The following is a 24,722-nucleotide window of genomic DNA, read 5'->3' on the forward strand; positions in this document are numbered from 1 at the left end:
TATGACCCCACGCCTAACTTTCCTCCCCGAGTGGGTGGAGCAAGACCTCGTCCTGATCTCTTGGCCCAATGAGACGATGGACTGGGCTTCGCGCTTGCCCCAGATAGAAGCTTGCTACAAGCAGATGGCTGAGAGCATCCTCGCCTACGAAGACCTCCTCATCCTCGCCAAGGATCCCGAGCATGTGCGCAGCCTCCTCTCTGACCGCGAGCACAAGCACGAGCTCTTCATCATGGAGATGGACTGCAATGATACCTGGTGCCGCGACTATGCTCCCCTCTCGCTCCTGCTTACGGACGAAGAGGGCAACGAGCGCCCCATGATCGTGGACTTCACCTTCAACGGCTGGGGAATGAAGTTCGCAGCCGACAAGGACAACTTGATTACGCGTGCCCTCTACCTCTCGCGTGCCTTCGTCCACGAGACGGCATATACCAATGCCCTTAGCCTTGTCTTCGAAGGCGGCGGTATCGAAAGTGATGGCGCTGGGACGCTACTCTCTACCGAGAGCGTAATCGTCGAGCCCAACCGCAATGCGGGCGTCGATGACGAAGCCCTCCGTCAGTACCTCATTGAGATCCTGGGGGGCGAGCGTCTCCTTACGCTCACCAACGGCCATATCGAGGGCGACGATACCGACGGGCATATCGACACGCTCGCTCGCTTCCTCACTCCGACGACCATTGCCTATGTCAGCTGCGAAGATCCTAAGGATAGCCACTACCACGAGCTGGAGCGCATGAAGAAGGAGCTCGAAGCACTGCGTACGAAGGACGGTGCTCCCTACGAGCTTATCCCTCTGCCCCTGCCTCCCGCACTGCATGATGAGGAAGGGGAGCGCATGCCCGCCACGTATGCCAACTTCCTCTTCGTCAATGGTGCGCTCCTCGTGCCCATCTATGACGTCGAGACCGATGCCGTAGCACTCGAGCGCCTGAAGGCTGCTGTACCCGACCGCGAGATCGTCGCCGTGCCCAGTCGTGCCCTCATCTACCAGCATGGTAGCCTACACTGCGCCACGATGCAGTTCCCCCGTGGCTTCATCAACAAGAATAAGTGGAGATAAGACCTATGTCCGAAAAGAGAATACTTCGCGTCGGCCTCATTCAGCAGGCCAACACTGCCGACCACTCCGACAACAAGCGCCGTCTGAAGGAAGCCATCCGCTCGGCAGCAGCCCAAGGCGCAGAGCTGGTCGTACTGCAAGAGCTTCACAACGGCCTTTACTTCTGCCAGACGGAGGACGTCAACGTCTTCGACCAAGCCGAGCCCATCCCTGGGCCAAGCACAGAGGAGTTCGGCGCGCTGGCTGCCGAGCTGGGGATCGTCTTAGTCCTCTCGCTCTTTGAGCGTCGTGCCGCAGGCCTGTACCACAATACCTCCGTGGTCTTGGAGCGCGACGGCTCCATCGCTGGGAAGTATCGCAAGATGCACATCCCCGATGATCCCGCCTACTACGAGAAGTTCTACTTCACCCCTGGGGATCTGGGTTTCGAGCCCATAGAGACCTCTGTCGGTACGCTCGGCGTACTCGTCTGCTGGGATCAGTGGTATCCCGAAGCTGCCCGCCTCATGGCACTCTCGGGGGCTGAGATGCTCATCTACCCCACGGCTATTGGCTACGAAAGTAGCGACGTCGTCGAAGAGCAGAGCCGTCAGAGCGATGCCTGGCAGCTCGTCCAGCGCGGTCACGCCGTAGCCAATGGCCTCCCCGTGATCACGGTGAACCGTGTAGGCCATGAAGAAGACCCATCGGGTCAGACCAAGGGTATCCGCTTCTGGGGTCGTAGCTTCGTCGCTGGCCCGCAGGGGGAATTGCTCTGCGAGCTGGGGCAGGAAGAAGCGATCCAGATCGTCGAAGTCAATCTCACCCGAAGCGAATCGGTACGCCGCTGGTGGCCCTTCCTGCGCGACCGACGCATCGATTACTTCGAAGACCTCACGAAGCGCTACCGCAAGTAGTCGCCCTATCCCCTAAAAGCCAAAGCGCCCCGCCCGCAGACAGACCTGCAGGCGGGGCGCTTTACTATGCAAATACCGAGGAAATATCACGCCATATATACGGGTATTCCACGGCGTATATACGAAAATTTCACTGCGCATATACGGAAGTTTTACGCCCCATATACGAGCGCTTCCTCGGGTACTTTGAGAGAAAGGGCTGACTTCGCCAGTGCGAAATCAGCCCTTTAATTCTAAGCCTACTTCCGAGAGCGGAAAGGCTTATGAGCGTGCCTCTGCTTGGGGAGTACTACTTCTTGCGAGGCGCATTACCCTTGCGGATCCAGTCAAGGCTCACACGCGTGAAGTAGATATCGAAGCCGGGGTTATCATCCTCTTCGCTGATGATCCCGATCGTCCCGTCGGGGAAGATCATCAGTTCGCTATAGACCGACTCGCCACGGCAGATCTCACGCGAATAAGGCCAGGTCTTACCCTCGTCTTCGCTAAGGAAGATCTTCAGGTGGTCACGCGTGGCGCTGGCGGGAAGGGTGTGCAGAAGGAGGTTCGCATTCTTCTTGCTACCGACGGGTGCGTAGCGGGCGAAGCCACCATTACAAGCATTACCCATCAGTTCATTCCATTGCTTGGGCTCAGACCACGTCTTGCCACCGTCGCCGGAGTGCACGTAGGTACGCGCATTCAGGCCACCAGCACGATTGCGGCAGGAGACCAGCAGCGAGCCGTCGGAGAGCTCGACGATCTTCGACTCGTCGCCATTGACACGAGCGGTCTCGGAGATCTGCCACGTCTTCCCCTGGTCGTCAGAGTAAGCCAAGACGTTATCAGCGCATCCCCCCCAAGCCTCCTCCGTACGGATAGCCGCGACGAAGATGATGCGTCCCGTGGAGGTAATGATCCCGTTGCCCGAAGCGAAGAAGCCACCGTACTCGAAGCGATCACGGTAGATAGACTTCGTGATATTGGTAACAGGTTCCCATGTGCGGCCACCATCTGTGCTCTTAGTGAAGTACATCTGGATAGGATGCGTGGCATGCGAAGGATAATGCCAAAGGCCAGCGCCACCGACCATCACCATATAGATCGTACGTCCGTCGGTAGCCATAGCTGCATCGCCGTAGCCATGCTCCGACGTACCACGAGCCACCGTAATAGGTGCGCTCCAGGTCTTACCATCATCTATCGAGCGCTTGATCTCCACGTCAATATCACCTGGCAGGTCATTGACATTCTTCTTGCGACGGTCAATGCTTGCCACGAGGGTACCATCCGAGAGACGGACGACACCGGGGATACGGTAGTGCAGTGAGCCTCCTTCGCCTGGCGCCCAGACCAAGCTACGCTGCAGGACGATACCATGGCGGTGCTCCTTAGCATCGGGGAGCATAGAGAGCTCATAGCTCGACGTCTTCAGCGCACTAAGGCGAGAGACGACTTCCCCACCCTCCTGTGCCGAAGGGGCTACATCACAAACGACCCAGAAGGCATCATCGCTCGAGATCGTCGTACGTGGAGAGAGGTCGAGCTTGACGCGAGAAGCACGCTTGACGGGCGCAGAGGCTACGAGCTGCCCGGGCGTGCGATGGTCAAAGCGATCCTTGTTCTTCGTGCGATAGAGCTTCAGCTGACGGACATCCTTAATACGGGAGGTACCGCTGAGATCAATCGTCACGGACTCCAGCGTAGAGCCGACAGCCACGGGGAGCGTAAAGGTGAAGAGCGCTTGGTCGAAGCCACGTCCGATGAGGCTGGCATTCGTCCCATGCTCTTGATAGCGCGCCGAGCTATCCGGACTGACACTCGCGAGGGCGACCGTGCTACTCGCTACTGCGGGAAGGGAAGTCCCCGAGGCAACGAGCAGGCAAGCCGAGGCTAAGAGGAAGGTCTTCATAAAGCGTTATGAGGGGTTAGTGATAAATTCTTCGAACTCAAACGTCAGGTCGTCAGCGAACTCGCGCTGCACGGGAGCTTCTCCCTCGGCCCAAGCCTTGAGGAGCGGCGAGGCAAGGACTTCGCTACGTAGCGCCTCATCCGAGCGTCCCCAGCGCTTGAGCATAAGCAGAGCCGTGCGCTGAAGAGGCGTGGGGAAAGGTACTTCGCTATCGGAGAGGATCTCTAAGACTTCCGAGAGCAAGCGCTTGCGGTGCGCTTCATGCTCGATGTGGAAGCCCTGCGAGAGCCAGCGTGCTAAGATCGTAAAGGCCACGGGGAGTAAATCTTCCCAGCGCTGTGAATGCTCTGTGAAGATCCAGTCAAGCGCCCAATAGGGAGCCTCGGGTATGCGGTCAAAGAAGTGCTTTGCCAGATAGTCACGCAGCTCAGGGTTAGAGAAAGACGAGAGAGCTAGCTGCGTAGCCACTTCGTACGTCACGGCCTCCTCGGGATAGATAAGCTGCCCGATGATCTTCAGCTCACGCACATCTCGGCTGAGGATATAGCGAGCCAGATCGGCAGACTTCGGCTGCTTCTCCGCCAAGCGAAGGATATAGTCCAGCGTAAGACCAAAGTTGATGCCGTAGTAAAGCCCCTTCGAGCGCATGGACGAAGCGACCTGCCCATCCATAGCATGGCGTAGACTTCCGCGCAGGACCTTAGCGGCCTCCAGTGTAGCATCGGAGGGCTCGGGGTGACGAACCTGCTCGGCTGTCGTTGGGTCTTCGGGGAGCGTAGCATACTCACGGCTGTAGCGAAGCATCTGCTCGGCGTAGCCTTCGGTATAGGTCGTACGAACATCGGTGATACCACCTTCGGCATCGTAGACCAGCTCAAGGCGGGGATTGACAAAGCCCTTGTAGGGTGCGATATTAAGCGTAGCATAGCGACGCAGCACCTCAGCGTGAAGCTCGGGATCTACATCGATAGCGTAGCGCTCTACTAAGGCGCGACCCGCAGGCTGATCTCCCTCACTCTTGATACGCTGTACCTCGGCCAAGAGTTCGGCGACGATGGGGCGAAGAGCGGCATAGTCGTGGATGACGAGCTCAAGGCCGCGAAGCTCAGCAGCGCCCGAAGCTGTGGCACGCTCCAGTACGTAGCGAGCGATGAGAGCACGATTGCGCATGTGGGCTTCCTCGAGGACGTGCGCTGGACGAATACGTACAAGCTGCGTGATAAGCCCATTGAGCAGGTAGCGATAGTAGCAAGCCTTGTACGCCTCTGTATCGGGAAGGAGTCCCAACTCTACGAGACGCTCATCTGCCATATAGTATAGGGCGAAGAGGTCGGCACGTGCCTCCTCCAGCGTCGAATGGTAAGCGCCGAGAGCATCGGGCGAGACGCCGTCCAGGAGCTTACCCGAGCCGTGGCCCAAGCATTCGTGCAGGTCGGTATGTAGATGCTCCGTCACCCCTTCATACTTCTCAAGAAGGGCACGGGTAGCAGGATCGGGGACGAAGGCAGCATCCATCCCACTGTGACGAGCTGCTAAGCGATAGGCTTCGTGGATATTGTCGATGGTGACGGACTTCGAGCCGTAGGTCGCACGTATCCAGTCAGCGTTAGGCAGGTTGATACCGATGGGCGTAGCGGGATAAGAGTCGCCGGCAAGCATAGCTACCGAGACGACCGTAGCGGATACACCACGGGGATTCTCCTTCTTGAAGCGGGCATCGATGGGAGCATGCGCTTCGAACCACGCTGCTTCACTGCAGATCTTCGCCGTGCGCTCGCTCGCCTTCTCGTCACGGATATGCACGAGCGATTCCCACATCCCCTTCATCCCGAGGGGGTCAGTATAGACTTCGGTGAAGCCATTGATGAAGTCCACGACAGGCTCCGTATCGCCGACCCAATGGATAGAATAGCGGTTGTACTCCTCCAGCTCACCCTTCTTGTAGTATTCGATGAGCGAAAGAATGGTCTTGCGCTGGGCTTCGCTCTCAGCATAAGCCACAGCGGCCTTGAGGTGGGCGATGATCTGGCTCAAGGCCTCGCCGTAGAGTCCGTCCTGCTTATAGACCTCTTCGTAGAGCTGGCCGTCTTCGGTCTTTGCTAAGCGGCTATTCAGTCCGAGAGAAGGAGGCTCTTGGCGCTCCTCTTCGGTGAGGTAGTCATAAGCTGCACGGTAGAAGGCTTCGGCCTCGGCTTGCGTGACGTCGGGAGCATAGAAGTTCGCCGAAGAAGCTTGCACCAGGTCGCCTTCGCCACTCTGTACCGTGCGGCGTGGCTCACGCTCGGGGTCGAAGACCACTGCGAGGAGCTCGTCAAGCTCTCTCCCACGGAAGCGGAGGAGCTGTCCTTTGCTTCGCTGTAGCTCTTCGATGCAGCTTCGGAGATAGGATTCGGAGAAATGCGGCTCGAACTTCTCCGAGCCATAGTGGTGATGGATGCCCGAGGAGAACCACAGGCGGAAGAGATATTCCTCCACGCCACGGAAGTCCACGCTCGTACGATCGCCTTCGTAGCCGAGGTAGATGCCCTCGAAGAGCGTACGCAAGCGCAGGCCATAGCGCCCATTTTGGTCGAAGGTAATATCGCGGCCAGCAAGGGCAGCTTCACTTAAATGGTAAACAAAAAGCTTGCGCTCCAGTGGCAAGGCTTCGAAGCCTGGGATCTCATAGCGGAGGATCTCCACGTCGGCAAAGCGAGTCACAGAGGCCCCATGGGCACTCGTATAAGTATCTGTTTGCATCAATTCTAAGCGGATAAAGGTGTCCCCACGTCTGGGGCTTGCCTAAGCAAAGATACCGAATAAGAGGCCATTTCCCGAATTTCCCCACGTAGGCAGGGGAAAAAGGCTTCGCTCCCCTTCCCTCATAAGGAGCTTTTAGACGAAAGGTATATACCTTACGACGGCGAGGTATATTCCTCACGACAGCGAGGTATATTCCTCGCAAAGCGCCCAGACTTTACTCACTCCGCAAGTGGCCTTACACAAAGCGCCGCTCCCCCACTGAGGGGCTTCGTCAGTGAGGGAGCGGCTGGAGGCTTTCCTCGAAGGGAAGGAAGGCTGAGACCTTAGAGCGAGCGAACGAATTCCACGACACGCTCAGCGTGCGCCTTCGCCTCGGCAGGCACGTTCGGATTCGTCAGAGCCAGCTGCCCATAAAGAGGGAAGGCACCCTGATAGTCCATACCGCAGAAGCCAGCCGAAGCCTTGAGCGCCGCAGGCAGGACTTCGCCCAACTCCCCTGCGAAGGTCGCTGCGCCAGAGCCGGTCGTATAGGAGTGAATGAACTTCTTCCCACGGAGCTTGTCGCCCGTGCTACCATAAGCGAAACCATACTGGAAGACTTCATCCATATAGTGCTTGAGGCCTGCCGGCATATTGAACCAGAAGATGGGATGGTGGAAGATGATGACGTCCGCCTCAGCCAGGCGCTGCTGCTCAAGGGCGATGTCGATCGGAGCACAGTTGGGGTAGATCTCTTCGAGATTACGAACCTCGAAGTCAGGCTGTACCTTGAAGACGTCAAGGATAACCTTCCCAGCGTGGCTGGTATCGTGATAAGAGTGCGAATAGATAACGAGGACTTTCATTGGGGTAAATATTTGGATGCGCTATGACGGCAGCGCATAGAGATAATACGTAGGGACGGACTTTAGTTCATAGCACGGCACCCGACCAAATAGCAGTCAGGCCGACTCCCAAGGGAATCGGCCCGACTTGATTCTGTATGTGACGCGAAGGAGCAGGTACTCCGTCGCGATTAGAACTCAGCGTTGCGTGGCGTACGAGGGAAGGGAATGACGTCGCGGATGTTAGCCATGCCCGTGACGAAGAGCAGCAGGCGCTCAAAGCCCAGGCCGAAGCCCGAGTGAGGAGCCGTACCGTAGCGACGCGAGTCAAGGTACCACCAGAGGTCCTTCTCGGGAACACCTACCTCCTGTGCACGCTGTACGAGCTTGTCGTAGTCAGCTTCACGCTCGGAGCCACCGATGATCTCCCCGATCTTGGGGAAGAGGACGTCCATACCGCGGACGGTCTTGCCGTCGTCGTTGAGTTTCATGTAGAAGCTCTTGATTTCCTTAGGATAGTCGGTGACGATGACGGGGCACTGGAAGTGCTCTTCTACGAGATAGCGCTCATGTTCGCTCGCCAGGTCGGCCCCCCAATAGACGGGGAACTCGAACTTACGACCAGCCTTGACCGCTGCCTCGAGGATCTCGATCCCCTCAGTATAGGTCATACGCTTGAAGGGCTTATCCAGTACGAAGCGCAGACGATCAATGAGCTCCTTGTCGAAGTGCTCAGCGAGGAACGTCAGGTCATCCATACAATGATCAAGCGCCCACTGCACGCAGTACTTGATGAACTCCTCTGCCAGATCCATATTCTCCTGGATCTCGAGGAAAGCTACTTCGGGCTCGATCATCCAGAACTCTGCGAGGTGACGAGGCGTATTGGAGTTCTCCGCACGGAACGTTGGCCCGAAGGTGTAGATACCACCAAGTGCCAGCGCAGCCATCTCACCCTCGAGCTGCCCCGATACAGTGAGCGACGTGTGACGAGCGAAGAAGTCTTCCTTATAGTCGATCTGACCGTCTTCGGTACGTGGGAGGTTGTCCAAGTCGAGTGTCGTGACCTGGAACATCTGCCCAGCACCTTCGGCATCACTCGCCGTGATCAGCGGCGTGTGCACATAGAAGAAGCCACGCTCGTGGAAGAACGTATGGATAGCGATCGACATGTGGTGACGCATGCGATAGATCGCCCCAAAGGTATTCGTACGAGGACGCAGGTGAGCGATCTCACGGAGGAACTCCAGCGAGTGCCCCTTCTTCTGCAGGGGATAGGTAGCAGGATCTGCCGTCCCGAGGACTTCGAGTTCGTTTGCTTGTATTTCTACGCTCTGCCCCTGACCTTGAGAGGCGACAAGTTCGCCGACCACGCTGAGGCTTGCCCCCGTGGTGATCTTAGCGAGAAGATCAGCGTCGAAGCGTGTGAGGTCGACGACGATCTGGATATTATGGATCGTCGAGCCGTCATTCAGTGCGATGAAGCTAATAGCCTTATTGCCACGGCGGGTGCGGACCCAGCCCTTGACGTTCACTTGCTGTCCAACGAGTGAGCCCTGAAGAAGCTCGATGATTCTGGTACGTTTCATAGATGTATGATTGAGTGGTGTGTGCGAGGTGAGATGTCAACAAGTAGCTATTACTCGAAGGAGCCCATACGCAGGTTGTTGACCTCCTGCTCGGTGAGGTAGCGCCAGCGACCTCGGGGCAGGTTCTTCTTTGTCAGGCCAGCGAAGTAGACGCGGTCCAGCTTGACGACGTGGTAGCCCAGGTGCTCGAAGATACGACGGACGATACGGTTACGACCCGAATGGATCTCAATACCTACCTGGCTCAAGTCCTCTTCGCTGACGTAGCTGAGTGCGTCAGCATGGATCTCACCATCCTCAAGCTCGATACCCTCAGCGATGCGCTGCATATCCTCCACAGAGACGGGCTTATCCAGCCATGCGTGATAGATCTTCTTCTTCATGAAGGAGGGGTGCGTGAGCTTACTGGAGAGATCACCGTCATTCGTGATGAGGATGACGCCCGTAGTATTGCGGTCAAGACGACCGACAGGATAGATACGCTCTTCGCAAGCGCCCTTGACGAGATCCATCACCGTACGACGGCATTCGGGGTCGTCGCTCGTGGTGACACAGTTCTTAGGCTTATTGAGGAGGATATAGACCTTACTCTGGGTCGAGACACGCATGCCCTTATACATGACTTCGTCGAGACGGGTAACACGTGAGCCCAGCTCTGTGACAACGACGCCATTTACCGTGATCTCACCTGCGGCGATGAGGGCATCCGCCTCACGGCGTGAGCAGACCCCAGCGTTAGCGAGGAACTTATTGAGACGCAGATCCTGTGATGGATCAACGATCTCCTCGTACTTTACGGGTACGGGGAGCTGTGGCTGCTTCTTTTTCTTCTTTGCCTTAGGTGCTGCAGATGGACCGCCCTTCTTGGGGCCCTTGCCTGCATACTTCCCCTTATGAGGCTGACCCTCACCGGGGTGACCTGGGGCTGCAGAGCGATGGGGGCGCTCGGAGCGGTTGTAGTTGTAGCTATAGCGGCCATCGGCACGCTCAGCCTGATAGCGCTCTTCGTAGCGAGAGCGCTCTACCGAGGAGGAGTAAGAGCCGTCGTAGTTGGAGTGCTCTGCACGCGAGGGGCGAGCAGCAGGACGTCCAGTGTGCATCTGCTGCTCCTCTTCGGAGACGATGAAGACGCGTCTGCGTCGTGTGGGGGTCCCTGAGTTAGGGGTGGATGAGATGTGCTGTCCATCGGTAGAGGCCGCAGGTACGCGTCGCGCGGGTAGCTGGGCGCTGGGTAGTCTCCTCGGAGCTACTGTGGTTTGGTCGAGGAGCAAGCTCCTTTTCGTCTGCCATGTGGGGTCTTGTTTTGTATACTTATACTTGTCTGAGGGTGTTGAGGACAGCCTCTCGGCTCTCCACTGGTCTGTCGTCCAGATAAGCCCATCAGCCACTCACCCTCTTGGTGCAGGGCCGTCATAGGGTCTGTGGGCTCCAAATATCTGTGGCAAAGATAATAAGATTATATGATATATAGAGCCCGTGAGAGCGCTATAAATAAAGGCGAAGAGGCGCATAGGAGTGATGTACCTATGCGCCTCATCTTATTGGATGAGTCTATGCTCGGAGAGCTTAGATGATCGAGTGCTTCTTCGTGAACTCGACGATCTCGTCGATATAGCCGAAGGCAAGACCCGTGACCGTATCTGCACAGCCGTAGTAGATGGCGATACGACCCGTCTCAGCATCGTGTAGAGCGGCACAGGGGAACGTCACGTTGGGGACATCACCCATGCACTCATACTGCTCACGAGGAGAGATGAGGTAAGGGCCAGAGCGGAACTTCACCTTCCAAGGCTCATCGAGATCAAGCAGCGCAGAGCCAAAGGCATAGACGAAGCCATTGCACGAGGCCAATACGCCGTGGTAGATCAAGAGCCAGCCTTCGCTCGTCTCGATGGGGATAGGACCTGCACCGATCTTCGTGCACTGCCATGCGCTATCCTCGAAGGGAGCAGGAGACATGACGTGGCGGTGACGGCCCCAGTACTCGAGGTCGGGAGATTCGCTGTAGAATATATCCCCGAAAGGCGTGTGACCATTGTCGCTGGGGCGGCTAAGCATAGCGAAGTTGCCATTCAGCTTACGGGGGAAGAGGACACCATTACGGTTGAAGGGCAGGAAGGCATTCTCCAACTGATGGAAGGTCTTGAAGTCGAAGGTATAGGCGACACCGATCGTAGGACCGTGGTAACCATTACACCAAGTGACATAGTAGCGGTCCTCGATGAAGACGACGCGAGGGTCGTAGCCATAGACCCACTCACCGATCTCCTTGTCTTCGCATTCGAAGGTCAGAGGCTCGGGATTGATATTCCAGTTGATCGCGTCATCGCTGAAGCCGACGTGCAGACGCATACGGCGGTTCGTATCGTCGCAGCGGAATACCCCTGCATAGCCTTCGCCGAAGCGAACAACAGCACTATTGAAGATGCTATTGGAGGTAGGCAGCAGGTCGCGTGGGATGATGGGGTTGGCACTGTAGCGCCAGACGACATCCTTACAGCCTTCGGGACGATCTTCCCAAGGCATGTTGGGTAGGGCTTGCCCTACGATCTTAAGTTCACTCATTGTACGTACTATATAATATTGGAGTAGTTGAGAATCTATTTTGAGTCGGACTTCTTAGCCTCTACTGCGTGAGCGAAGGGCAGGCGGATCGCCATGATGATAGCTGGCAGCGTGACTAAGAGGACGATGATGAAGAAGGTCTGGTAGCCGAAGGCCGTCGCAAGCTTACCGCTGAGCATCCCAGGCACCATGACACTGAGGTTCATCAAGCTATTAGCAAAAGCATAGTGGGCCATCTGGTACTTCCCTGGAGCGATCTGCTGCATCATGAAGAGCGTGATCCCGACGAACCCGAAGCCGTAGCTGAAGTATTCGAAGACGATACCCGTACCGATCCACCAGAGGTTGGAGGGCTGGAAGATAGCCAAGAGCAGGTAGACAGCGAAGGGGATATTGAAGATACAGACCAGCGAGAAGAGCGTCTTCTTCAGACCAAAGTGCGAGATATAGTAGCCCGAGAGGATCGAGCCGAGGATGAAGGCAATCGTACCTGCCGTGCCATAGATCAGACCATAGTTCTCATTGGAGAGCGCGATCCCGCCCTTAGCGATCTCATCCTTGAGGAAGATCGGAGCGATCTTCATCGCAAGCCCTTCGCCCAAGCGATAGAGGAAGATGAAGACCAGATAAAGATAGATATGCTTCTTCTCAAAGAATGAGATAAAGACCTGCACCAGCTCCTTCCAGCTCTCGTCTGCTGAGCGGCGTACGCGGGTAGCTTCGCGGGGAAGGCTACGCATATGATATAGCGCGAGGGCAAGCATCAGCACAGCACAGATCCCCATGATGACCATCCAAGCCTTCTCCAGCCCCATACTCTTAGAGAGGTAGCCAGCCAGATAGACAAGCCCGCCATTAGTCAAGATCTTAGCGAGGTTATAGAAGGCTCCCTGCCAACCAGCGAACTGTCCCTGCTCTGCTGGGCTCAACTCTTGCATATACACCCCGTCCCCAGCGATATCGTGCATGGAGCCACTGATAGCCAGCACCCCCATCAAGGCGATAGAGATAGAGAAGAAGCTCGGCAGGGGTAGCGAGAAGCAAACCAAGCCGAACATCAGGGCTGAGATCGCTTCGGTGATATAGATATACTGGCGCTTCGTCCCGAAGAGCTCCATGACGAGGGAGAAGAGGGGCTTCAGTGACCAAGGTAGGACTAAGAGCGAGGTCCAGAAAGTCACAGCCTCCTTGTCAATACCGAGGTCAGTGAACATGAGGACGGAGACAAGCGAGAGAGCAACGTATGGTAGCCCCATACCGAAGTAGACGCTGGGTACCCAAGCAATGGGGTTACGTCGCTTCGCGCGGGACACCTCTGCAGTAAGGGTTTGTTCTTCCATATAATAATGATGTGTAAGCGTGCTATTGTTCCAATTTCGAAGTGCCCAAAGATAGCAAAAAAGCGCCTACACCCAGTGGATCTCTGCAGGCTTTGAAGGCAAGCCAAAGAGATGCATTAGATAACCCTATCTGATGTGCAGGCAGTCGTACCTTTTTCCGTTGCGATGAAAGTAGTTTACCCACGAGCGAAGCACAAGGCCATCTCTTCACAGCTTGCACTCTCCTCCTTCGGACTTCTCAGTCTAAAGACTCGATTTCCGAGGGAAGAAGGTACGAGTAATGAAGAGGCGGGCTTGCACAATGGTCCCAATAGGTATATGGGTGCGTGGAGTAGAGCTATATAGCTTTGGACTGATTCCTATATAGCTTTGCTTGGATTCCTATATAGCTTTCGGTGCGAAGCTATATAGCTTTGTGACGTGACCTCTATTAGGTCGTTGCTCCGCGTAGGGATAAAAGTTGTGGACGAGTGGTAGAAAAGTTTGGCCTACGTACGTGGCTCTAATATCTACGTACGTGGATATTTGGACTTACGTGCCTGGTCTTTAAGACTACGTGTGTGGACAGAGGAAGACCACTACGTGAAGGCACTTTTCTCTTCCCGAGAAGGACACGTTTTCCTCCGCTGGATAACGAGGAATGCGCGCGATAAGGTGAAGGGCTTATGTATCTCTTCGGAGAGGCATATCGATGTGAGCTGGGCGTTCGATGCCTTAGCACCCGAAATAGAGGACTGTACTCGCAGCGACAGGCTCTACGGGCTCATTTTTCAGCCTTACACAGCTCCCGAAAGCGTACCATACTCAGGCAAGCTCCATCTTGGTATTAAGAATGAGAGAAGAGAAGAATGGGAATTTAGTCTACGAGACCTGCGGGATATTCCAAAAGGTAAACCCGCTTCGTAGCGCGTGTGATCGCCGTATAGATCCAGCGAACTAAATTGCGATCTTCGGGGAGGTAGCCGACGAAGCTTAGGTCAACAAAGACGCAAGCCCACTGCCCCCCTTGTGCCTTATGCGCCGTGACGGCATAGCCATACTTCACCTCCAGTGCCCCCCAGAAGGGATCACGACGTATAGCCTTGCGACGATCTGTGACCGAAGGAATATCAGCATAGTCTGCCGCGATCAGCTCGAAGAGTCGCTGACGCTCAGCCTGAGTGCGCTGAGGAGTGGGATCTTCGAGCGAAGTAAGCAGGAGGCGCACCTCCAGCGAGTCATCTCGATCAGGGAGGTAAATGGTAGCATCGGCGAAGTGCAGGCCATACTCGTAGTAGTGGCGACCGATACGCTGCACCTCGATGATCTCCCCGTTGGCAATGAAGTCAGATCGGTCGGGGCGCTTGGTGTAGTGGTAGTTGTTGCGAGCGACGATAAGCCGTTCACCTCGCACCACAGGCTCTTCCTCATAGAAGAGGACGGAGCTACGGATAGCATGGTTGCACTCCAAGGCGAGCTTATTTGATGGGCAGATCACCAAGCATTCTTCCTCCCCATACTTGCGGTAAGCCTCATCCAGCGTCTCAATGAACGTACCGCCTTCGACGGGGAAGATTCCTCGCCATCCCTCTGTCTCCAGATGAATCGGCAGGATCTCCTCAGGGTCTTCATCTGCATATTCGTCCAGAAGCTCACGGAGTTGGGTGGCATTATGTAGGATCCCCCCACGCTTCTGACGCACGACTTCACGCAGCTCCATCCCGTAGACATGGAGCCCATAGCGAGAGGTAAGGACCTCAGCATTGAGCGCATCGCTGAGAGGAGTACCCACAGGTGGAAGCTGAGCCGTATCACCGACAAAGATGAGCTTAGCCTCATCCGCAGACCAGACATAGGACAGGAGGTCATCAAGAAGATTGCCCGAGCCAAAGGGCGTCATCTCACCCGTATCCCCTGAGATCATCGATGCCTCATCGACGATGAAGAGGGTCGGAGTCGCCCCGCTTACTCGCCCCAGCTGGAAGCTACCTCCCTCCTCTTGCATCTGGGTAGAGGCACGATAGATCGTGCGGTGAATCGTCGAGGCAGGGCGACCCGTAGAGGCGGACAAGACCTTTGCAGCTCGGCCTGTCGAAGCCATGAGCTCCACACGCAAACCCGCTCGCTGAGCCAGATCAGCTATCGTACGCAGAAGGAACGTCTTCCCCGTACCGGCATAGCCCGTGAGGAGGAAGAGTGCATAGGGCGAGGACTCTTCTATATATTCGTAGAGGGTACCCAGTGCTTCCCGCTGGTCACTGGTATAGCCATCCAGCGGAAGAGAGCTGAGGGCACTAAGGAACGCTGTATACGGCATGTAATAATAATTTCTATCTTTGTCCGTGTGAAGTTACGAATTATAGGCATAGGAACGGCCTTAGTAGCTCCGCGCAATGAGACTCGTCTAACTCAAACTACTACATAGATCCAACAATGAAGAAAGTTATCCTCGCATTAGTAGCCTTGACCGTAGTGGCACTTGCCTACATCACGATCCAGAGCGTGCTGGCACCAGTAAACTTCGACAAGAAGCAGGCTAAGATTGAGGTAGAGCTCCAGAAGCAGCTCAAGAAGATCGCAAGCCTTGAAGAAGCCTACAAGAGCGTCTACGACAAGTACGCCAACAAGGAAGAGCTGATCGACTTCGTACAGAATGGTCGTGTATTCTACATCCGTGCAGAGGGCGACTACACCAGCGCCATGCGTGACCAGGGCCTCACCGAAGAAGATGCAGCTCGTCGCGGGCTCATCCGTCGTGACACCGTCTGGGTCGCAGCTAAGGATACCCTGCTCAATGACGGCACGGATCTGGCTAAGCTCTTCATCATCCCCAACAACCCCGACTCTTCTATCCAGGTCGTAGCCAGCTCTATCGAGCAGGAAGTTGGTGAAGCTAAGATCCAGATGCCCGTCTTCCAGGCATCGGCTTCTTATGAAAGCTACCTGAACCCTCTGAAGAACGAACGTCGCGTACGTGAGAAGGTCGAAGCTGCAAAGGCTAAGACGAACGCCTTCCCCGGTCTTCGTGTCGGCTCTCTGACCGAAGCTAAGACGAACGGTAACTGGGAGTAATGACTCCGATCCCACAGATCACAGCAGCTGAGGCTGCTCACTACAGCTTGTCCATCCGAACTACTTCGGGTGGACTTGCTTTTTGTATCACCTCCGAGGGGACGGAGGGTGCCGATGCTCCCCGCTGCATCCATAGCGGGAGACTCGAAGCTTCGGCTTCGGCACGCTCCGTCTACGAGGTACTGCAGGAGCTGTACTTCACGTATGAGTTCCTCAGCTATCCCTACCGCTGCATCAGGTTCTTCTACGAGCCTGAGCAGGCCGTACTTGTACCTACGTCTCTTCTCCAAAAGGGAAGGGATGAGCTTTGGCTCCCCCACTCCGAGGACTCTGTAGGGTCGCGTCAGGGAGAGGTCTTGAGCGCTCTCCGCTATACGCTCCCTGACGATGCGAAGACCTTCGTCCTCAGCTGGCAGCGCGAAGCCTATCAGTTCCTTCGCCGCACGCTCCTGCTTGTCAAGCCCGAGCCACACTTCGCTCCCATAGTAGAGGAAGAGCGGTCTAAGAGCAGAGCGGCCCAAGGACGTGAGCTCCTTCTCCTCCTTCGCCCCAATGCAATGGACCTCTTCATCATCGCAGGCGGAGAAGTAGAGGCATATAATAGCGCTCCCATCATCTCGGGGCACAGTCAGGAGATCGTAGCAGGTGAAGTCGTCTTCTATACCTTTGCCTTTTGGCGTCACTTCGCTCTCGAGGGGAATACTGACCGCCTCGCGATCGCCTTCAGTGAGGAGGAGAAAGCCCCTGCACTCGCACAGCTCCAAGGAGCAGCCCGCGAGGCGGGCGAACTGCTTCGTCCCTACATCTCACAGATCACCATCCAAGGCTACCGCAGCCTCCCTCACGCTGGGAGCGAGGTAGCCACATCCCCACAAGCTTAAGAGACCATGCGCATCATCGGAGGTAAGTACAAGCGCCGCCGCTTCGACGTACCCAAGAGCTTCAATGCTCGCCCCACGACAGACTTCGCCAAGGAGAACCTCTTCAACGTCCTTCAGTACTACATCGACTTTGAGGACGCCACGGCTCTTGACCTCTTCAGCGGGACGGGCAGCATATCGGCAGAGCTCATCTCCCGAGGCTGTAGCCGTGTGATCGCGCTTGAGCAGCGACGAGAGCACGCACTCTTCATTCGCTCCATCGCTCGCGAGCTAAAGGAGGAAGGGCGCCTGCAGGTCTTGCAGTCCGATGTCTTTCGCTATCTCCAGGCCTCGAAGGGCGGAAGGCCGCAGTTCGACTTCATCTTCGCCGACCCGCCTTACAAGCTGAAGGAGATCGCCACGCTGCCGCAGATGATCCTTAGCTCGGGACTCCTCAAGAGCGACGGTGTCGTCGTCGTGGAGCATCCTGGCACGTATGACTTCTCCGAGCTCCCCCACTTCGCAGAGCACCGCGAATATGGCTCGGTCAACTTCTCCATCTTCACCCTCGCCGAAGACGAGGAGGAAGGCGAAGCCGAAGAATAGCCCAGCTATGCTCAACGAGGGAGGAGCCTCCAGCGAAGCCCAGCTCTTGGAGCTCTTGGCGCTACGTGCAGCGGGCCTTCCGCCACGCAAGCTCCTTCGCCTCTTCCTCTCGGATGAAGCTAAGCCTACCGAACTTCCCTTAGATCTACCTAAAGACATCGATTGCTATCGCGAGATGATCGAGCGAGCCCTTCCTCAGGCCGAGGAGGAGCTCGCTCGCTGTCGTCAAGCGGGCATCACGCTACTCCCCTACTTCGCCAGCGACTACCCGACGGCACTTCACGCCTTGGGCGGAGCACGCCCCGTGCTGCTCTATGCCGAGGGTGATCTTTCTTTACTTCAAAGCCCCGCCTCCATCCTCGGCATCGTCGGTACACGCCAGCCAAGTCCCGAAGGGCTCGCCGCTGCCCACCGCATCGCCTACGAAGAGGCGGAGAAGGGGCGAATCATCCTAAGCGGGCTGGCCTATGGGTGCGACGCCGCAGCCCATCACGGGGCACTCGAGGCAACAGGGCGGACCATCGCCGTCATCGCCACGGGCCTTGACCGCACACACCCCGAGGCACATCAAGCACTCCAAGATAGGATCATCGCCTCGGGTGGACTTGTGCTCTCCGAATATCCGCTGGCTACGCCCGTCGATACGTACCGCCTCGTCGCTCGTGACCGACTGCAAGCCGCCCTCAGCGCCGAGCTTCTCGTCATCGAATGCGGTGTCCAAAGCGGTACAATGCACACCGTGCGCTTCTCCGAAAGGTATCACCGTCCGATCTTCGCGCTCCCTCCCCACACCGACCGCCTACCCTCGCTGGAGGGGAATCGGCAGCTCCTCCAATCAGGGCGCGCTAAGCCCTGGTAAGAGCGCCCTTTATACGGAGGGAAACTTCCGTATATGCGCAGAGAAATTTCCGTATATACGAAAATAAATTTCTGTATATGCGAAAATAAATTTCTATATATGCGAAAAAATATTTCTGCATATACGGAAATTTCCCTCCGCATATACCCAAGGAAATCGCCGTATATACGCGCATCCGTCTCCTTCCTTTCTGATCCACAATGAAGCCCCTTTGCCCTCGCTCCGATAGGCATAATCAGAGAGCTTGGACAGGTAAAACGAGCGCTCCCCGCATCCAGCTGAGACAGCCGAATGCGGGGAGCATCTTATGAAAAGAGGTAGCCGAAGCTACGTCTTCGCTTAGCCTTCGATAGCCGCGATACCGGGGAGCTTCTTGCCCTCGATAGCTTCGAGGAGAGCACCACCACCCGTGGAAACGTAGGAGACCTTGTCAGCGTAACCGAACTTGTTTACGCAAGCGACACTGTCACCACCACCGACGAGCGAGAAGGCACCGTTAGCCGTAGCTTCAGCGATAGCAGCAGCTACAGCACGTGAGCCATCAGCGAAGTTGTCCATTTCGAAGACACCCGTAGGACCGTTCCAAAGGATGGTCTTCGAGCCAAGGATGACTTCGCGATAAGCCTTGATGCTGTCGGGGCCGATGTCCATACCGATCCATCCAGCGGGGATATTGTCGTTCTGAGCGAAGGCCGTCTTAGCATCGTTGCTGAAGGCATCAGCGATCTTCGAGTCCGTAGAGAGGACGAGGTTCACACCGTTAGCCTTAGCCTTAGCGACGATCTCGCGAGCCAGATCCAGCTTATCATCTTCGCAGAGTGAAGCACCGATGTTGCCACCAGCAGCCTTAGCGAAGGTGTAGGTCATAGCACCCGTGAGGATGAGGTTGTCTACCTTGCCGAGGAGGTTCTCGATGATGTCGATCTTAGAAGAGACCTTAGAGCCACCCATGATAGCGGTGAAGGGACGCTGGATATCCTGCATGACCTTGTTCACAGCATCTACTTCCTTACCCATGAGGTAACCGAAGAGCTTGTGATCAGCATCGAAGTAAGCAGCGATGAGCGCCGTAGAAGCGTGAGCACGGTGAGCCGTACCGAAGGCGTCGTTGACATAGACATCAGCAAGAGCAGCGAGCTTCTTGGTGAATTCCTTCTGGCTTTCCTTGATCGCCTTCTTAGCAGCAGCCTTCTCTTCGTCAGAAGCATCTTCGGCCAGGCCGCGGGGCTTGCCTTCTTCTTCAGCGTAGAAGCGGAGGTTCTCGAGAAGGATAGCTTCGCCGGGCTTGAGGTTAGCAGCGAGCTCACGAGCTTCTTCGCCTACGCAGTCGGGAGCGAACTTGACATCGACGCCAAGGCACTCAGATACGTGAGCGAGGATGTGGCGGAGGGAGAACTTATCCTCGACCTTCTTAGGACGGCCAAGGTGAGAGCCGATGATGACCGAGCCACCGTCAGCGAGGATCTTCTTGAGGGTAGGGAGAGCAGCGCGGATACGCGTGTCGTCGGTGATGTTGAAGTCTGCGTCGAGGGGCACGTTGAAGTCCACACGGACGAAAGCCTTCTTACCAGCGAAGTTGAACTGATCAATCGTCATAGAGTAATTGAGCTAATAATACATTACTTGAATTGCCCACAAATGTACGTAATTATGAGCACTTACGGCTATTATCGTTATCTTTGTGACGCTATATTATAATGCACTAAGAGTATGAATAGTCGCCTCGCCGAGCAGATATCCTATCTCCTACTACGCCACGAGTACGTCGTCGTACCCCAGTTGGGTGGATTCATCAGAGAGAAGCTCCCCGCCAGCTATGACCGCAGTAAGCATCTGGCCTACCCTCCCTCTGCCGAGCTCCACTTCAACTCCGAGATGACCCACAGCGATGGGCTTCTCGAGGAGCGCTATGCCCTTCTCCTGGGGCTATCGCTTCGTCGTGCTCGCCTCGTACTCGAGGAGGAGGTAAGTCAGCTGCGTCACCAGCTTATCCAGCAGGGTACGTATCATCTCTCAGGCATCGGGGAGCTTCAGCTCTCCCGCGAAGGACACCTCAGCTTCACACCCGATAGCGCCGCCCTCGCTACAAGTGCCAGCGCTTACGGCTATGCGCCCCTGTCTCTTCCTGCACTGCCTCAGGCGACCAGCGGCAGACAAGCTCTCTCGGGCGAGCAGGACAGCCGCTATATCTCCCTACGCCTCCCTAAGCGTGCACTGGGCTATGCAGCTGCTGTCGTCATCGCCATCCTGGCACTCCTCCCCTGGGGGAACAAGGTCGAGACGGAGCAGCACTATCAAGCTGGCTTCACCCCTTCGGTCGAAGTAGCACGCCAGCTCTTCGGTGAAGAGAAGAAGGTCTCAGACGCTTCTTCTGAAGCTTCTGCAACGGGTGAACAGGGCAACCTCCGCTGGTCTACCGAGCAGGACGGCCGCTACTATATCATCATCGCTACCGAGCGCACCGAGGAGCGCATCCAGACCTACGTAGAGCAGGCTCGCACTACCCTCCCCGACGCCTCGCTCACAGCACTTCGCTCCCCCCGTGGCCGCACGATTCGTCTTGCTCTTACCTCCTTCGACACCTCCGCAGAGGCCTATGCTTACCTCAATGAGCTGGTGAAGGAGCATCCTGCCCACCGCTCAGCGTGGGTCTTCCACAACAACTAGGACTTAGCTGCTCCCAAGAAAACAGCAGCGTCTCCCTATACAAGTGGAGTCCACCTCCCCACACGACATCGTCACACAGATTAAAGCCGAGGCCCTTCGCCTCGGCTTCTCTGCATGTGGCATCGCCCAAGCTGGCGCTGTCCCCGAAGCTATTCTGCAGGAATACGACTCATGGATCGAGACGGGCTACCATGGCGACATGGATTACTTAGCTCGCAATCGCGAGCTAAGAAGTGACCCACGTGTGCTTCTCCCTGGGACGAAGACACTCATCATGGTAGCGATGAACTATTACCCTGAGACGAAGCAAGCCCCCGAAGCCCCACAGTTCGCCTACTATGCCTACGGGCGAGACTACCATAAGGTCGTCAAGAAAAGGCTTGATCAGCTCTTAGCCTTCATGCGCTCCGAGCTACAGCTCCCCGTCACGGGGCGCGCCTTCTCCGATTCCGCACCGATCATGGAGCGCTATTGGGCCGAGCAAGCTGGGCTTGGCTGGCGCGGGAAGAATAGTCTACTCATCATCCCACGTGCAGGAAGCTACTTCGTCTTGGGTGAGCTCCTCATTGACATAGAGCTACCGGCGGACAGCCCGATGCGCAATCTCTGCGGGCGCTGTGAGCGCTGCCAAACGTCTTGCCCGACAGAAGCTTTCCTCGAACCTGGGCGTATCGATGCACGCCGGTGCATCAGCTACCTCACCATCGAGCAGAAGGGTGAGATCCCCCCCGAGCTCCGCGAACGCATGGGGCGTCGGGTCTACGGATGTGATGCCTGCCAGCAGTGCTGCCCATGGAATCGCTATGCTCGACCCACGACCATCGCCGACTACACTCCACGCGAAGCCCTGCTCTCCCTCTCCTCCGAGGAACTCGAAGCCATGAGCGAAGAAGAGTACTTAGCTCTCTTTGCTGGCACAGCTGTCAAGCGAGCAGGTCTTGCGGGCCTACAACGAACGATGCGTGATCTGCGAGACAACTTCACCTTGCCCATAGACACCGCATCTACTTCAAGCGCAGTCCGTCGCTTCATTCGCCCTACCACAGACGACACTACCTCCGAGGGCTAAGCCACACTCGACCAGATAGGATCAGCTCTCTAACCAACGAAAGAAGGGCTACCCAGAGTAGTATAAGTATAAGAATAAGACTATACTGATCAATAAAGCGACCTATATTGGTCAGCGAGTCAACCTACTATTAGGTCGTTGCTCCGCGTAGGGATAAAAGTTGTGGACGAGTAGCAAATAAGTTTGGACTACGTACGTAGCTCTAATATCTACGTGCGTGGATATTTGGATTTACGTGCCTGGTCTTTAAGACTACATGCATAGATAGAAGAATACCACTACGGGAAGGCGCTTTTTTCTTCACGGGAATGACACTTTTTCCTCTGCGAAATCAGAGGAATACTCCCGATAAAGCGAAGGGCTTGTGTATCACTTCGGAGAGGCATTATCAGGGAGCTGAGCACACGATGCCTTAGCACAATTAGATGCCTTAGCACAATTATTAGTAGGGGGAAGGACTCTGAGGCAACAGTCTCATATTGGTTGAGCCAGTGACCAATATAGATTCACGGCCATCATCAATGAAAGGATGCCTAAAACTTTTCTTATAAGGGGATATATCCCTGGATGAATTATCACCCACCTTCTTCTAATCCATTCAGTTCTTGTACCTTTGCAGACGAATGCACGAGATGACCACCATCCTTAGCTTAACACACTTAATCCGTAGATGAAACAAAGCCTTCGCCTCGGCCTTCGGGCTCTCGTCCTCACGAGTCTTTCCCTCCTCTCTGTACCCGTCATGGGGCAGAATATCCAGCTGCACTATGACCTGGGTCGCTACCTCTACCCCAAGGTACAGGCTGACCGTCCGCGCATGACGATGACCGTAGAGCAGCAGAGCCTTGACCGCTTCGGCGATACGTTCTACTTCGTCGATATGTCCTTCCTCCAGCAGGGAGCAGTGAGTGCCAACTGGAAGTTCATGCGCAACCTACGCTTTTGGCAGGGTCCACTCTCTTGGCACGTGCGCTATGACGGCGGCCTGCGCTTCATCAATACCAATGCTCCCGAACCTGTGGGCTCACGTGCGATCTCGCTCAATGATGCCTTCATGACGGGGGTGACCTACACCTACCTCAGCCCCGAGCGTCGCACGATGCTCAGCCTCACCCCACTCTACAAGTATATACGTGGGATTGCCCAGCCACACAACTATGAGCTCTGCGGAGTATGGAAGTTCGCTCCTGGCAATGGCCTCATCACCGCCACGGGCTTCTTCAGCTGGTGGCATCAGAAGGATCCCCGCATCGGTTGGGGCACGGACTTCAAGTTTATGTCGCAGCCACAGGTGTGGTGCAACCTCAACAAGATCCCAGGTGTCGCACCAGACTTCAACCTCAGCATAGGTAGTGAAGTGCGCATATCGAAGAATGTCGATGCCCCTCAGTGGCTCGTAGCACCGACACTCGCCCTCAAATGGAGCTTCGGTAAATAGCCCCGAACGTATCAATAAGCGAAGCCCTTAGGACTGATCAGTCCTAAGGGCTTCTTCTTATTTCATCGCCTTCAGCACAAGCTGTAGCAACCTCCCGCTCGGGCTTGTACCCAACCATCCAGCTCGAGATCAAAGAGCTCACTTCGGACGGTCATCAAGTCCATACCCGATAGGCGGGATAGCTCATCGACAGAAAGCACACCCTGCTCTATCAAGATAGCGAGCAAAGGATGAGGTGGATACTCCCTCGCGGGAGAAGGGAGAGCTGGCTTTTCTACAAGAGGGGTAGAGAAGGGATGTGCTTCTGCTCCTTCATCCAAAGCCCCCCACCCCAGCTCCTTCATCATCGAGGACGCTCCAAGATAGAGATGGGCACGCTGCTCCTCGATGAGCTTATGACATCCAATACTCTCAGGATCGGTCAAGCGACCAGGACAGGCGAAGACTTCACGCCCCGATTCGAGAGCATAGTTTGCCGTCGAGAGCGACCCACTATGTTCGCCCGCCTCGATGACGATAGTTGCGGCACTTAGCCCGGCGATGATACGGTTACGCGCAACGAAAGCCTGACGATAGGGCTTTACCCCTGGCGGATATTCGCTTACCCAAGCACCTCCATCCCGCAAGATCTGCTCGGCGATCCGCCAGTGCGCGCTGGGATAGAGCGTATCCAACCCATGGGCGAGCACAGCCACCGTTGGAAGACTCAGATTTAGCGCAGCCTCATGAGCCTGTATATCGACTCCGTAGGCCAGCCCACTGACAATCGTAGATGCAGGGCAAGTAGCCGACAGCTCTCTCACCACCTGCTGGGTAAGTACACGGCCATAGTCGGAGATACTTCGCGTACCGACGACACTCACATGCTTACGCTCCGCCCAAGCTACATACTCCCCGCGCACATACAACACCATGGGTGGAACGGCAATCTCACGAAGAGGCGCTGGATAGTCCTCGCTAAGAAAGAAGATGGGGCGAATACCTTCCTTCTGGCAGCGCTCCTCAATACGCAGGGCTTCTTCAACCAAGGTGGGCGAAGCCAGCTGCTGCGCTATACGCTGAGGCAGGCGGGGAAGGATACGAGCACGAAGCTCCGCATCAGTGAAGAGAGCCGTAGCAGAACCAAGGGCTTCGATGAGCTCAATAGCAGAGCGAGGGCCGACGTACTTAGTGAGGGAGAGTGCAATGGTATAGGTCCGCTCGGTCGGAGTAAGGGTGGATGGCATGGATGATAAGGTAAGAGGTAGGAAAAAGGCTGA

19 protein-coding genes are annotated in these 24,722 nt (G+C 56.0%); 9 read left to right on the forward strand and 10 right to left on the reverse strand.

Translation table 11 applies throughout. The features are described from left to right. Position 1 precedes the first annotated feature (1 nt). Both HMPREF1121_RS02380 and HMPREF1121_RS02385 read left to right on the forward strand, forming a co-directional pair. Positions 2–1,066: an agmatine deiminase family protein gene (locus HMPREF1121_RS02380; RefSeq protein WP_044114481.1), complete on the forward strand. Its 1,065-nt coding sequence runs from the start codon at positions 2–4 to the stop codon at positions 1,064–1,066. A gap of 5 nt (positions 1,067–1,071) precedes the next feature. Continuing rightward, a complete protein-coding gene (locus HMPREF1121_RS02385) occupies positions 1,072–1,962 on the forward strand; it encodes a carbon-nitrogen hydrolase (protein ID WP_044114482.1) in 891 nt (296 codons plus the stop codon). Positions 1,963–2,251: 289 nt separating this feature from the next. Here the strand turns inward: HMPREF1121_RS02385 and HMPREF1121_RS02390 are convergent, their stop codons facing one another. The 8 genes from HMPREF1121_RS02390 to HMPREF1121_RS02425 all read right to left on the reverse strand — a co-directional run bounded on the left by HMPREF1121_RS02390 (position 2,252) and on the right by HMPREF1121_RS02425 (position 15,209). Continuing rightward, complete coding sequence (locus tag HMPREF1121_RS02390; RefSeq protein WP_052353555.1) at positions 2,252–3,853, reverse strand: sialidase family protein; 1,602 nt, start codon at positions 3,851–3,853, stop codon at positions 2,252–2,254. Positions 3,854–3,859: 6 nt separating this feature from the next. Then, entirely contained in the window at positions 3,860–6,592 is a 2,733-nt protein-coding gene (locus HMPREF1121_RS02395) for a dipeptidyl-peptidase 3 family protein (protein WP_044114483.1), read from the reverse strand. Positions 6,593–6,918: 326 nt separating this feature from the next. Further along, the gene (locus HMPREF1121_RS02400) at positions 6,919–7,440 is read right to left on the reverse strand and encodes an NAD(P)H-dependent oxidoreductase (protein ID WP_044114484.1); all 522 of its coding nucleotides are present in this window, start codon (positions 7,438–7,440) and stop codon (positions 6,919–6,921) included. A gap of 170 nt (positions 7,441–7,610) precedes the next feature. Continuing rightward, on the reverse strand, positions 7,611–9,008 hold the full coding sequence (gene asnS / locus HMPREF1121_RS02405) for an asparagine--tRNA ligase (RefSeq protein WP_044114485.1): 1,398 nt from the start codon (positions 9,006–9,008) through the stop codon (positions 7,611–7,613). A 50-nt stretch (positions 9,009–9,058) separates the two neighbouring features. Beyond that, positions 9,059–10,279 carry a pseudouridine synthase gene (locus HMPREF1121_RS08715; RefSeq protein ID WP_232223722.1) on the reverse strand — a complete coding sequence of 407 codons (1,221 nt, stop codon included), beginning with the start codon at positions 10,277–10,279 and terminating at the stop codon, positions 9,059–9,061. 295 nt (positions 10,280–10,574) lie between these two features. Continuing rightward, positions 10,575–11,573 (reverse strand): glycoside hydrolase family 130 protein, encoded by a 999-nt coding sequence (locus HMPREF1121_RS02415; protein ID WP_009433021.1) that lies wholly within the window; start codon positions 11,571–11,573, stop codon positions 10,575–10,577. 35 nt (positions 11,574–11,608) lie between these two features. Continuing rightward, on the reverse strand, positions 11,609–12,913 hold the full coding sequence (locus HMPREF1121_RS02420; protein WP_044114486.1) for an MFS transporter: 1,305 nt from the start codon (positions 12,911–12,913) through the stop codon (positions 11,609–11,611). An 856-nt stretch (positions 12,914–13,769) separates the two neighbouring features. Further along, positions 13,770–15,209, reverse strand: coding sequence for an ATP-dependent DNA helicase (locus tag HMPREF1121_RS02425; protein ID WP_044114487.1), 1,440 nt, complete (start codon positions 15,207–15,209; stop codon positions 13,770–13,772). Between the two features lie 116 nt (positions 15,210–15,325). On the opposite strand from HMPREF1121_RS02425, the gene HMPREF1121_RS02430 reads away from it, so the two are divergent. Genes HMPREF1121_RS02430 through HMPREF1121_RS02445 form a run of 4 tightly spaced genes read left to right on the forward strand, consistent with a single transcriptional unit; the run spans position 15,326 to position 18,289 of the window. After that, the gene (locus HMPREF1121_RS02430) at positions 15,326–15,964 is read left to right on the forward strand and encodes a hypothetical protein (RefSeq protein WP_044114488.1); all 639 of its coding nucleotides are present in this window, start codon (positions 15,326–15,328) and stop codon (positions 15,962–15,964) included. Next, the gene (locus HMPREF1121_RS02435) at positions 15,964–16,845 is read left to right on the forward strand and encodes a DUF3822 family protein (RefSeq protein ID WP_044114489.1); all 882 of its coding nucleotides are present in this window, start codon (positions 15,964–15,966) and stop codon (positions 16,843–16,845) included. The genes HMPREF1121_RS02430 and HMPREF1121_RS02435 overlap by 1 nt, the downstream gene beginning before the upstream one ends. 6 nt (positions 16,846–16,851) lie before the next feature. After that, positions 16,852–17,430 carry a 16S rRNA (guanine(966)-N(2))-methyltransferase RsmD gene (gene rsmD, locus HMPREF1121_RS02440; protein WP_044114490.1) on the forward strand — a complete coding sequence of 193 codons (579 nt, stop codon included), beginning with the start codon at positions 16,852–16,854 and terminating at the stop codon, positions 17,428–17,430. 7 nt (positions 17,431–17,437) lie between these two features. Next, entirely contained in the window at positions 17,438–18,289 is an 852-nt protein-coding gene (locus HMPREF1121_RS02445) for a DNA-processing protein DprA (RefSeq protein ID WP_052353556.1), read from the forward strand. Positions 18,290–18,628: 339 nt separating this feature from the next. On the opposite strand, the gene pgk is transcribed toward HMPREF1121_RS02445, so the two are convergent. Then, the gene (pgk, locus tag HMPREF1121_RS02450; RefSeq protein ID WP_044114491.1) at positions 18,629–19,885 is read right to left on the reverse strand and encodes a phosphoglycerate kinase; all 1,257 of its coding nucleotides are present in this window, start codon (positions 19,883–19,885) and stop codon (positions 18,629–18,631) included. A 114-nt stretch (positions 19,886–19,999) separates the two neighbouring features. On the opposite strand from pgk, the gene HMPREF1121_RS02455 reads away from it, so the two are divergent. The 3 genes from HMPREF1121_RS02455 to HMPREF1121_RS02465 all read left to right on the forward strand — a co-directional run bounded on the left by HMPREF1121_RS02455 (position 20,000) and on the right by HMPREF1121_RS02465 (position 23,463). After that, the gene (locus tag HMPREF1121_RS02455) at positions 20,000–20,956 is read left to right on the forward strand and encodes an HU domain-containing protein (protein ID WP_044114492.1); all 957 of its coding nucleotides are present in this window, start codon (positions 20,000–20,002) and stop codon (positions 20,954–20,956) included. Positions 20,957–20,999: 43 nt separating this feature from the next. Beyond that, positions 21,000–22,025, forward strand: a complete 1,026-nt coding sequence (gene queG, locus HMPREF1121_RS02460) for a tRNA epoxyqueuosine(34) reductase QueG (protein WP_044114493.1) — start codon at positions 21,000–21,002, stop codon at positions 22,023–22,025. Positions 22,026–22,695: 670 nt separating this feature from the next. Continuing rightward, positions 22,696–23,463, forward strand: a complete 768-nt coding sequence (locus tag HMPREF1121_RS02465) for a DUF5020 family protein (RefSeq protein WP_044114494.1) — start codon at positions 22,696–22,698, stop codon at positions 23,461–23,463. 71 nt (positions 23,464–23,534) lie between these two features. Here HMPREF1121_RS02465 and dprA read toward each other — a convergent pair whose 3' ends face one another. Next, positions 23,535–24,689 carry a DNA-processing protein DprA gene (gene dprA, locus HMPREF1121_RS02470; protein WP_044114495.1) on the reverse strand — a complete coding sequence of 385 codons (1,155 nt, stop codon included), beginning with the start codon at positions 24,687–24,689 and terminating at the stop codon, positions 23,535–23,537. Positions 24,690–24,722: the final 33 nt, after the last annotated feature.

Origin of the sequence: Porphyromonas sp. KLE 1280, assembly GCF_000700805.1 — a bacterium.
Taxonomy (GTDB): domain Bacteria; phylum Bacteroidota; class Bacteroidia; order Bacteroidales; family Porphyromonadaceae; genus Porphyromonas; species Porphyromonas pasteri.